Source organism: Alkalibaculum sporogenes (genome assembly GCF_009362815.1).
Taxonomy (GTDB): Bacteria; Bacillota; Clostridia; order Eubacteriales; family Alkalibacteraceae; genus Alkalibaculum_A; species Alkalibaculum_A sporogenes.
Genome location: NZ_WHNX01000022.1, coordinates 23,266 through 35,562, shown reverse-complemented (window position 1 = coordinate 35,562; position 12,297 = coordinate 23,266). Strand labels below are relative to the sequence as shown.

The following is a 12,297-nucleotide window of genomic DNA, read 5'->3' as shown; positions in this document are numbered from 1 at the left end:
TATAGTTTTACTTTATTAACGATTACGTTTTCTCTCTAGTTCAGTTAAGAACTTTTTCCTGATTCTTATACTATCAGGAGTAATCTCAACTAGTTCATCATCGTTGATAAATACTAAAGCTTCCTCTAAGGTCATAATTCTTGCAGGTGGAAGTTTAATAGCATCATCTGTACCAGATGATCGTACATTGGTCATTTTTTTGTTTTTAGTAGGATTTACTGTCATATCGTCATTTCGAGAATTAAGACCAATAACCATTCCTTCATAAACTTTTGCACCAGGCTCAATAAATAACTGGGCTCTTTCACTAATATTATTTAGAGAATATGCCATAGCTTCGCCATCATATTGTGAAATTACTACACCATTAGTTCTTTGAGGAATTGATCCTTTATGTTCCTCGAATCTTTCAAATCTTCTAACTAAAGTACCTTCTCCTCTAGTATCATTGACAAACTCACTGGAATATCCAAGTAATCCTCGAGTAGGAACTAGGTATTCGATGTCTACATACTCGCCTTCACCAGACATAGTTTCCATAACACCTTTTCTAACGTTTAATTTTGATATAACTGAGCCAGAATGTTCTTGAGGAACAGATATAATAACTTTCTCAACTGGTTCCATTAACTTACCATTTTCTTTGTGCATGATAACTTCTGGTTTAGATACACTTAGTTCATACCCTTCACGGCGCATGTTTTCCATCAGAATAGATAAATGCAATTCACCACGTCCAGATACTTTGTACCCATCTGTTTGCTCTAATGGTTCTACTTTAAGACCCACATTTACTTCTAATTCTTTTTCAAGTCTTGCTCTTATATGTCTTGTAGTTACGAACTTTCCAACTCGCCCAGCAAGAGGTGAGGAATTAACTAAGAAGTTCATAGACAGAGTTGGTGCTTCAATATTAATCATTTCCATAGGATCTAATTTGTCTACTTCTCCTATGGTTTCGCCTATTGTAATGTCAGGTATACCTGATATTACAACTATATCCCCACATTCAGCATTTTTTACCGCTACTCTACTCATACCTTTATATACAAAAACTTGAGCAATTTTACCTCTAGCAAAAGTGCCATCTATTTTAGCTATCTCAACAGTTTGACCTTCCTGAATAGTACCTTTATAAATTCTGCCGATTCCAAGCCTACCCAAATAATCATCATAAGCTAATGATGAAACTTGTAATTGTAGTGGATCTTCGTTTAAATCAGGATATTCATGAACATGATCAAGTATAGTTTCAAATAGTGGTGCAAGATCAGATGAATCATCATCAAGATCTTTTTTAATAATACCTTCTTTTGCAATACCGTAAAGTATTGGGAAATCTAGTTGTTCGTCTGTTGCATCTAAATCTACAAATAAATCAAATACCATATTAACAACTTCTTCGGCTCTTTGGTCTTTCTTATCTATCTTATTAATTAACAAAATAGGTTTAAGTCCCATTTCTAAAGATTTGTTTAATACAAATCTAGTTTGTGGCATAGGTCCTTCACTAGAATCTACTAATAATATAACGGTATCTACTGTTTTAATGATTCTTTCTACTTCTGATGAAAAATCAGCATGACCAGGTGTATCGACAATATTTATTTTAATGTCTTTATACAAAACAGAACAATTTTTAGAATATATTGTAATGCCTCTTTCTCTTTCTAAGTCATTACTATCCATAACACATTCTACTACTTCTGCACTTTCTCGAAATATCCCACTTTGAGATAAAAATGCATCTACCAAAGTAGATTTACCTGCATCTACGTGGGCAATAACTGCAATATTTATTATTTTTGACTTCATTAATTGACTCCTTCTTTCAAATTAAAACCTTTAATAGTGTATACTTTTACGTTAGTTTTTACAAGTTTTATATGATAAAAACTCGCAATTTTTTACAAATTTCTTTAAAAGCACCTTAATTAAACGATATACTAAGTAAAATATATGAAAAAAGGCTTCAATATGTAGATAATAGGAAATAAAGAAACAGGTGATAATAAAATTATATCGATTTAAAAGAAAGCACTAGTGTCAATTAATGAAAGTCAATAATCACTCGAACCACTTTAATATGCAATATAGTTTCCTAAAACTTTAAATTTCTTACAGGTTATTGATAATTCATTAAATGCCTTTTTTATATTTTCGTCTTCTAAGTTACCCTCAAGATCTAAATAAAAAGAATATTGCCATGGGATGTTTTTGATTGGCCTAGATTCTAATTTCATCATGTTAATATTATTTTTTGCTAAACATCCTAGAGCTTCATACAAAGCACCAGGTGAATGTGAAGTAATTAATATAAGACTGATTTTATTAGAATTTTTATCAAATGTAAGATTATTTGTTATTATAATAAATTTGGTTATATTATTTATATAATTGTTTATTTTAGAATCTAATATCTCTAAATTGTAAAAATTTGCAGCCATTTTATTTGCAATTGCAGCACAGGATTTATTATTCATTTCGCTAACTGCTTTTGCACTAGTAGCAGTATTTCGATAAGGCATTTCATGAAAATTCATTTTGCGGATGTATTGTTTACATTGATCTAGTGCTTGAGGATGAGAATAAACTGTAGTTATATCTTGAATTTTTGCATCTTTGATGGACATTAAATTATGATTAATCTCTACGCAGATTTCACCCACAATATAACAATTCTCATAAGTGTTTAATAAATCAAATACTTCATACACTCCACCAGTTGTAGAATTTTCAAAGGGAATAATACCATATTTGGCATTACCTTTTGAAACATCCTCAAAAACATCAGGAAAGAAGTCTTTATTTTCAAAGGTGATATTATCACCAAAAAATTCTAACATGGCCTCATAACTATACGAGCCTGGATCACCTTGGTATACAATTTTTTCTATTGACATATAAATGCAACCCTCCTATAATAGATTTCTATCATTATAAACAATATAAGCAAACAAATCAAATTTAAAGTGTGTAACAAATACTAAAATCATTAAATTATATATGAACATAACAAATATTGCTATTTATAATTTGAACGACTTAGTATATAATATTAATATAGTAATTTTAATTACTTATTCCTGAGATGTGCGATATACTCTAATATTTTGAACCTACAAATATTTATCGGGAGCTTTTGTTCTCATGATAATGTCAGGCCCTCCTCGAAGGGAAGACAGAGGCATAAGACGAGGCACCCACCTAGAACTCTTCTAGGCGTCAAAATCTTAGAGAACGGCATTTTGGGTAATTTAAGCACCTGCGGGTGCTTTTTTTGTGTTTTACTTTTCTTTACACTTTACAATTTTTAATTTACATCTTATAAGTTTGCAATTACATAATTATTGTGTATAATTCAATATAATAATAGGAGGGTCTTATGAGGAAGTATCAAGAAAATTATTTTACTTACATATATAATGTAGATGGACAAACATTCGACACTAAGGTTAAAGATTATCTAATGGATAAATTTCACTACTCATCTCGATTAATTAGAAAAATTAAAAGGGAAGGAGAAATATTAGTTAACGATATTAAAGTGACAATAAATGAGCCACTAAAAGCTAATGACAAAATTGTCGTCTATTTAGGAGAAGAACATATAGACAGTGATCCTGAAGATATTCCTATAAAAGTTATTCACGAGGATGATGATGTATTAGTAATCAATAAAAATCCTGGAATAGTAACACATGCTACTAGAAGTCATCCGAGAGGGACTTTAGCTAACGCAATTGCATTCTACTGGGAAAAAAATAATATTAATGCAAAGATTAGATTTGTAAACCGTTTAGATAGAGACACTTCAGGAGTAATAATAATTGCAAAAAATAAATATGCTCATCAGTTTATACAAAATGAAATGAAACAAGATAAAGTAGAAAAGATTTACTGTGCTTTGGTTGAAGGAATACCTGATGTAGAAGAAGGAACCATCCACGCGCCCATAGGTCGCCCTTATGAAGACTCGATAATGCGTATAGTAATGGAAGAAGGAAAAGAAGCTATAACCCACTATAAAACAATAAAAAAATTTAAGGAACACTCTCTACTTGAAATAAGATTAGAAACGGGTAGAACACATCAAATTAGAGTTCATTTAAAGAGTATAGGTCATCCTATTATAGGTGATAGCTTGTATAATGAAAATTCAATGCAATATATTAGCAGGCAAGCCTTGCATGCTAATAAGATAGTATTTAATCATTCAAGACTGCATATTCCATGTGAATTTAAGGCAGATATGCCTAGAGATATAGAAGAGGTAATTAACAAGTTGGAATTGTAGGATGTAAAAATCAGATAATATATAGCTAATATAGGATAAGGTTAATCGAGTTAGGATACTTAATTAATACTACAACTAAGTATAAAGCTTTTATAGAAAGAAGGTGAAAACAAATGAAGAAAAGAATTGTGTTAGCCACAATTTTTATAGTTATGATTATATTTTTAATCTTTGGTTGTTCATATTCTCCAGTTGATGTAGAAAATTACGAATATAAGCCACCTGAAAAAACTCAAGTCGTATCTGCAGATGGTGTGATCGTAGGCGAAATGTATAATCAAAATAGGACATATGTGAAGCTAGAAGAGATGCCAGATGATTTAATAAATGGAATTATTGCTGTAGAAGATTCAAGGTTTTATGAGCATCATGGATATGACCCTATTGGAATTGGTCGTGCATTGCTAGCAAATATCAGAAAAGGTGAAATAACTGAAGGTGCTAGCACTATTACTCAACAATTAGCTAGAAATCTTTTTGATGAAATATCGACAGAACAGACTATTTTCAGAAAAATAAATGAAGCCTTAACCGCTAGACAATTAGAAAAAAAATATACAAAAGATCAGATACTTGAAATGTACTTGAATGAAATTTATTTAGGTTCAGGAACATATGGAGTTCAAGAAGCAAGTAAAGAGTTTTTTGGAAAAGACGTATCAGAGCTCTCGCTACCAGAGAGTGCTATGATAGCAGGTCTACCACAAGCTCCAAGTGCGTATGCACCTGATTCTAATTACGAATTAGCAAAAAAAAGACAAGAGACTGTACTCGATAGAATGGCAACAGCTGGTTATATAACTGAAGAGGAAGCAAGGTCTGCTAAGAACGAAGAAGTTGTTATAATAGATAGTGAATCCTTAGAATCAAGTAAAAACAAACAAGGATATAGTGCTTATATTAATCAAGTTATTTTAGAGTATCAAAATCATTTGCAAAAGAAATATCCCAATAAAGAGATATCAAAAGAACAGACAAAAGAATTAATTGAAAATGATGGACTTACCATTCACACCACTATAAACAGTAAAATGCAGAATTTAGCCCTAGCGTCTCTAAATGAGGAACTTAAATCCTCTGTATTGCAGAATCATGTCACAGGATCATTTGTGACTGTTGATTCTGCATCAGGGGCGATTTTAGCATATTATGGGGGAAATACTGATATAGATATGGCGAAAATTCCAAGGCAGCCAGGATCTGCGATTAAACCTCTTATATACTCGATGGCGTTAGAGGAAAATATTATAACAGCTAATTCGTTAATTTTGGATGAGCCAACAAATTTCAATGGTTATAATCCTAAAAATGTTGGAGACAATTATCAAGGATATATTACTATAAGAGAAGCCATTGTCAATTCGGCGAATATACCAGCTGTAAAGATACTAAATACATTAGGTGTAAAAAAAACTATAGATTTTATCAATAATGAATTTGGAATTACATCTATTAAAGAAGAAGATTATACGCTAACCACCGCTCTAGGCGGAATGAGTTATGGCATTTCACCTTTAGAAATGGCAAATGCTTATGGAGTATTTGCAAATGGTGGTGTTAAGAATGAAGTGTATTATATAGATCATATTACAGATAGTAACGACAATATCATTTACAATCGTGAATATAGCCAAGTCAATACAAGGCAAGTAATTAGTCCAAATACAGCTACAGAAATTAAGCAAGTACTAATTGATGTAGTAAATCGAGGTACAGGGAAAAGTGCTAAAACACCTTATTCTACTGGAGGAAAAACAGGAACTACCGATGAAAACAAAGATCTATGGTTTGTAGGGTTTACGGGTAGTATAACCACTGCAGTATGGATTGGAGATACAGAAAATAAAGCTACAAATGGTAGAAGTGATTATTCTGCTAGAGTATACGGAAATTATATCACAAGATCATTAGAAGAAAATTTGATTGCCACTGAACAACTAGTGAAAACAGGTAATAATCCGACCATAAATATATCTGTATTGTCGCCAGCAGCTCAAGAAAATGTGGATACTAATAATATATTGGAAAGCCAAATTGTAAATATACTTATACCCGAAAATCAAGAAACATATTTTAATAGTGTTAGAATATCAGTTGTTGAAGTGGATAAAGACACTGGAAAATTATTTGTAGCTGGTAAATGTCCCGAAATTAGTAAAGAAGAGAGATACTACCTTATGGGTCAAGAACCTGTAGAACTATGTGATAAATTACATCTTATAAATAGAATAGAAGATTTTTTTAATGGAATAGGAAATGGTAATAAAACCCCTGCTGAATAAAGTTTCACTTTATTCAATTTATCTATTGTAAATAGCCAATAGGTAGGGTATTGATATACGTTTACAAAATGTTATGAATATAACAAAAACCTAGAGTTAGGTTGTTAAAAATCAGATTAAGAATAGCTAATTCATATGTCCATAATTTAAATTATGAACTTGATATAGAGGATTTGACTATTATCTGAATACAAAAAAGTTTTAAAATCGTAAAACTAGTTTATATCAAAATAAGCTGCCTAACTACAGGCAGCTTATTTTAATATAAAAGTAAAATTAACTATATAAACATATGTAGTTGATAATAAGCCGTTATATATACTTTGAAAAATATAATTGAACTCATTAGGCTTTTTCATCACTATATATAAAAATCTCTTGTAACTAAAAGAGTTGTATAATAATTATATAGATTGTATTAGTTGATTTAGAGAGATAATTATTATAAAAGTTAAACTTATGTGAAAACGTTATCATAATTTTTGATTTGTAATGACCTAATTTGTAAATACAAAGACAAGCGCATCTTAAATAAAGTACAAATAGATAAGAAAAAATGAATGTAAAATATTTTTTTTGCATATTTTTTTTATTGAATATACTTTATTGTACTCGTTAACAAAGATATATACTGCTTACTGATAAGAAATTAACAATTTTTTGCGAAATTAAGCTTTTTGCGGTTGACAAATACAGTTTCTACTATTAAACTAAGACTATAAAGTTGTATATACAAGTAAAAAAGTTTTTGAGTAAATTATCGCTTAAAAAAGGGAGGTAAAACAATGAGTCATGAAGTCTTAGGATTTGATGTAACTGCCGATGCTTTATTGGAAAAAGCCAAGAGAGACGGCGCGGAAACAATGTGGGACAGAAAAGCTGCTATGAAAGCATCTTGTGGATTTGGAGAAAAAGGTATCTGTTGTAAAAACTGTTCTATGGGACCATGTAGAATTAGTCCAGTAGAAGGAAAAGGTGCTCAAAAAGGTATTTGCGGTGCTACTGCCGATACTATTGTTGCAAGAAACTTTGCTAGAACTGTAGCAGCAGGGGTGTCATCTCATTCAGATCATGCGAGAGATATTATCCATGTACTACATATGGCATCTGAAGATGGTAATTATAAAGTGAAAAACCCAGAAAAGTTAATGAAACTTGCAAAAGAATGGGAAGTTGACACAGAGGGTAAAGAAATATACCAGATTGCTCATGAAGTCGCAGAAGTAGCGCTTATGGAGTTTGGTAAGCCATTTGGAACACAAAGATTCATTAAACGTGCTCCAGAACCAAGACAAAAGATATGGAAAGACCTTAATATAGAACCAAGAGCTATTGACAGAGAAGTTGCAACGATTTTACATTCCACTCATATCGGTTGTACTAGTGAAGTGGATAGTTTAATGGATATGTCTATGAGAACATCCCTTTCAAATGGTTGGGGTGGATCGATGATGGGGACAGAATTTACTGATATAGTATTCGGTACTCCAACAGCTAGAAGTACAGAAGCTAATCTTGGTGTAATTGAAGAAAACATGGTAAATATCTTATTACATGGACATGACCCTAGTTTTTCTGAGATGGTAGTACTGGCAGCAGAAGATCCAGAACTTATGAAACTTGCAAAAGATAATGGTGCAGAAGGTATTAACTTAGTTGGTATGTGCTGTACTGGTAATGAAGTAACTATGCGACATGGTGTTAAGATTGCAGGTAACTTTTATCAACAAGAAATGGCAATTGTTACAGGAGCAATGGAAGCTGTACTAGTAGATGTACAATGTATTTACCCTGCTCTACCAAAATTAGCAGAATGTTATCACACTAAGTTCATTGCAACTTCACCAAAAGCGAAAATGGAAGGCGCTACTTACATTGAATTTAATGAAGAACATGCATTAGATATTACGAAAAAAATCGTAAGAGAAGCTATCCTAAACTATAAAAATAGAGATAGAACTAAAGTGATGATTCCTCAACAAAAAAGTAAGGCGATGCTTGGATACAGTGTTGAAACAATTATTGATCATCTTGACAAAGTTGTAAATAGTCAAACGGATGTATTCGAAACTGTTAAGCCACTTTCTGATGTAATATGGGCTGGTGTTATTAGAGGTGCTGCAGGTATAGTTGGATGTAATAATCCAAAAGTGCAACATGATAATAGTCATATAACAATTATGAAAGAATTAATAAAGAACGATATAATTGTAGTTACAACAGGATGTGCAGCACAAGCAGCAGCAAAAGCAGGACTTCTTACTATGGAAGCTAAAGAATTAGCAGGTCGTGGACTTAGAGAAGTATGCGAAAGAGTTGGTATTCCACCAATCCTTCATATGGGATCTTGTGTAGATATTAGTAGAATTCTTGATCTTGTAAGTAGAGTTTCTAAAGAAAGAGGTTTAGATAACTCAAATCTTCCTGTTGTTGGTGTAGCTCCTGAGTGGATGAGTGAGAAAGCAGTAGGTATCGGTACTTACGTAGTGTCATCAGGAATTGATACTTTCTTAGGAATAACTCCACAAGTAACTGGTTCTGCAAGATTTGTGGACATTTTAACTAATCAGTTAGAAGACAAAGTTGGAGCTAAATTCTTCTTTGAAGAAGATCCAACTGTATGTGCTCAAAAAATTATGGAAAGAATAGAAGAAAAAAGAGATAGATTAGGAATATAGGTGAGTATATGAAAATTGCTATTACAGGAAAAGGCGGAGTTGGTAAATCAACCATATCCGCCGCCCTATGCAGATGTTTCAATGAAAATGGTTACAAAGTTCTTGCAGTAGATGCTGATCCAGACGCAAACTTAGCTTTGGCATTAGGTATGAATGCTGATGATGCAGCTAAAATAGTACCCATATCAGAAATGAAAGACCTTGTGGAAGAAAGAACAGGTTCTCCAGCAGGTACCTACGGGCAAACATTTAAACTTAACCCAAAGGTAGATGATATTCCCGACAGATACGCCAGGGAGTATGATGGTGTGAAAGTATTAGTTATGGGTAGTGTTGATATTGGCGGAGCAGGTTGTGTATGTGCTGAACACGTGCTCTTAAAGAAACTTATGTCACATTTGATTTTACATGAAAAAGATGTAGTTGTTATGGACATGGAAGCAGGCATAGAACATCTAGGTAGAGGGACAGCAAGTGAAGTAGATGCCTTTATTGCAGTAGTAGAGCCTGGAGAAAGAAGTGTACAAACATTTTATAGTGTGAAAAAATTAGCTGCTGATTTAGGAGTTTCTAATGTAATGGTGATTGGAAATAAGATTACCGACAAAGAGGACGAAGATTTTATTAGAGAACATGTTGGAGAAGAACATTGTATTGGTTTTATCTATTATGATAAAAAAATAAGTGTATCCGATCGTGAAAACACTTCTTCATACAAGGCCAGTGATAAGTTAAAAGCTAGTATCCAAGAAATTACTCAAAATCTAATTAATATAGTTAAATAATCGATCATATAGTAAGGGAGGATAAGCAGAATGAATCTGTTTAATATTATTTACTCAGGAATGAATCAATATCTTGAATTAGCAGAAGAAATGGTGAAAAAAGCAATTACTGAAAAAGGTAAAGACGCTAGCGTTAAATTTCCATCAACAGCTTACGCACTACCAGTAATATACGCAGTAACTGGTGAGAAGATTACAACAGTAGGTGAACTTGAAAAAGCATTAGAATTAGCAAAAGGATACATTCAAGAAGGAAAATTATTACAAAATGCACTAGATGCAGGTACTGCTTCAGCTATGTTTGCTGAAATTATAGAAGCTGTAAAATATACATTAGAAGAAAACCCATATCCAGAACCACTTCAAGGTCACTTAACTGATGCACAAATAAGAGCATTTGGGGTACCATTAGTAACACAAGATATCCCAGGTGTAGCAGTAATTATTGGAAAGTGTAAAGACAGTGCTACTGCTGCAGCAATTGTCAAAGAGTATCAGGAAAAAGGACTTTTAACTTTCATGGTTGGAAAAGTAATTGACCAATGTATAGAAGAAGGCGTAAAAATGGGAATAGATCTTAGAGTAATTTCTCTAGGATATGAAATCGAATCAGTTATTCACGTTGTTTCAGTTGCAATAAGAGCGAGCTTAATATTTGGAGCCGTTGCACCAGGTGATTTCCAAGCTCATAAACAATACATAAAAGATAGAGTTATGGCATTTGTAAATGTATTTGATGATTGGGATGATAAGATTATTGCTGCAGGTGCTGCTGCAATAGAATTAGGCCTTCCAGCAGTTACTGAAACATTTATTAATGAAGTACCTACATTATTGCTTCACCAACCTGATAATGACAAAGTGATTCAAACTTCTTTAGAAGTAAGAAATATTAAAATTAAAGTTACTAAAATTGATGCACCTGTAGGCGTATCTTCAGCATTTGAAGGTGAAAGAATTCGTAAGAATGATATGTATGCTGAATTTGGCGGACAGAAAACAAAAGCTTGGGAATTAGTTAGAATGAAAGACATCTCAGAAGTTGAAGACCATAAGATAGAAGTAATTGGTCCAGACATCGATACAGCAGATAAAATTCCTTACAATATGCCATTTGCAGTTGTAGTTGATGTTGCAGGAAGAAGTATGGAAACAGATTTTGAACCTGTACTAGAGAGAAGATTACATTACTTTATGAATTATATTGAAGGCGTAATGCATATTGGTCAAAGAAATATTGCATGGATACGTATAGGAAAAGAAGCTTTTGAAAAAGGATTCCGTCTAAAACATATTGGTGAAGTTATATATGCTAAGATGAGAGATGACTTCGATAGCGTAGTAGATAAGTGCCAAATCACTATTTACACAGATGCTGATATGGTTGCTAAACTAGAAAAAGAAGTTGCACTGCCACGATATGCAACAAGAGATGAAAGATTAGCTTCATTATTAGATGAAAATGTAGATACATTCTACTCATGTGCACTATGTCAATCATTTGCACCATCACATGTATGTATTGTAACTCCAGAAAGACTAGGTTTATGTGGGGCAGTTAGTTGGTTAGATGCAAAAGCTACAAAAGAATTAGATCCAACAGGAGCGGTTCAACCAGTGCCAAAAACAGGTGTTGAAGACGAGAGATTAGGTATTTGGTCTGAAGTAAGTAAAGCAGTTGAAACTAGTTCTCAAGGCGCTGTTTCAAGAGTATCATTGTATAGTATATTAGAAGATCCAATGACATCATGTGGTTGCTTCGAATGTATTTGTGGTATAGTACCAGAAGCAAATGGTGTAGTTATTGTAAACAGAGAGTTCGGAGATGTTACACCAGTAGGTATGACATTTGGAGAATTAGCTTCTATGACTGGTGGAGGAGTTCAAACTCCAGGATTCATGGGTCATGGTAGACATTTCATAGGATCCAAGAAGTTTATGAGTGCAGAAGGCGGTCTTGCTAGAATCGTATGGATGCCAAAAGAATTAAAAGAAGATGTTAGAGACAGATTAAATATTGCAGCAAAAGAATTGTATAATATTGATAATTTTGCAGATATGATTTGTGATGAAACTATATCGACTGAGTCTGAAGGATTACTAGAATTCTTAGAAGAAAAAGGACATCCAGCATTGTCATTAGATCCAATAATGTAATGCTGTAAGAGTCGCCGGAGACGGCGACTTGTATCCTTTATTTATACACTAATGTTAAAACTTAGATTTCTCCAGTTCTATAGATTCATGGATTATTA

At 32.7% G+C, this 12,297-nt stretch carries 7 protein-coding genes and 1 other RNA gene; 6 read left to right on the top strand and 2 right to left on the bottom strand.

What is annotated here, in order from left to right:
* Window positions 1-15: 15 nt before the first annotated feature.
* Together typA and pheA are read right to left on the bottom strand one after the other, a co-directional pair.
* Window positions 16-1,815, bottom strand: a complete 1,800-nt coding sequence (typA, locus tag GC105_RS12600) for a translational GTPase TypA (protein WP_152805319.1) — start codon at window positions 1,813-1,815, stop codon at window positions 16-18.
* A 266-nt stretch (window positions 1,816-2,081) separates the two neighbouring features.
* Window positions 2,082-2,903 carry a prephenate dehydratase gene (gene pheA / locus GC105_RS12595; protein WP_152805317.1) on the bottom strand — a complete coding sequence of 274 codons (822 nt, stop codon included), beginning with the start codon at window positions 2,901-2,903 and terminating at the stop codon, window positions 2,082-2,084.
* 177 nt (window positions 2,904-3,080) lie between these two features.
* Between pheA and ssrS the strand changes: the two genes are divergently transcribed.
* The 6 genes from ssrS to acsB all read left to right on the top strand — a co-directional run bounded on the left by ssrS (window position 3,081) and on the right by acsB (window position 12,199).
* Window positions 3,081-3,259: non-coding RNA, 6S RNA (gene ssrS / locus GC105_RS12590), on the top strand.
* Between the two features lie 126 nt (window positions 3,260-3,385).
* Window positions 3,386-4,297: an RluA family pseudouridine synthase gene (locus GC105_RS12585; RefSeq protein WP_152805315.1), complete on the top strand. Its 912-nt coding sequence runs from the start codon at window positions 3,386-3,388 to the stop codon at window positions 4,295-4,297.
* 113 nt (window positions 4,298-4,410) lie between these two features.
* Window positions 4,411-6,579, top strand: a complete 2,169-nt coding sequence (locus GC105_RS12580) for a transglycosylase domain-containing protein (RefSeq protein WP_152805313.1) — start codon at window positions 4,411-4,413, stop codon at window positions 6,577-6,579.
* A 785-nt stretch (window positions 6,580-7,364) separates the two neighbouring features.
* Window positions 7,365-9,257, top strand: coding sequence for an anaerobic carbon-monoxide dehydrogenase catalytic subunit (gene cooS / locus GC105_RS12575; RefSeq protein ID WP_152805311.1), 1,893 nt, complete (start codon window positions 7,365-7,367; stop codon window positions 9,255-9,257).
* Window positions 9,258-9,265: 8 nt separating this feature from the next.
* Window positions 9,266-10,042 carry an ATP-binding protein gene (locus GC105_RS12570; protein ID WP_152805308.1) on the top strand — a complete coding sequence of 259 codons (777 nt, stop codon included), beginning with the start codon at window positions 9,266-9,268 and terminating at the stop codon, window positions 10,040-10,042.
* 30 nt (window positions 10,043-10,072) lie between these two features.
* Window positions 10,073-12,199, top strand: a complete 2,127-nt coding sequence (gene acsB, locus GC105_RS12565) for an acetyl-CoA decarbonylase/synthase complex subunit alpha/beta (RefSeq protein WP_152805306.1) — start codon at window positions 10,073-10,075, stop codon at window positions 12,197-12,199.
* Window positions 12,200-12,297: the final 98 nt, after the last annotated feature.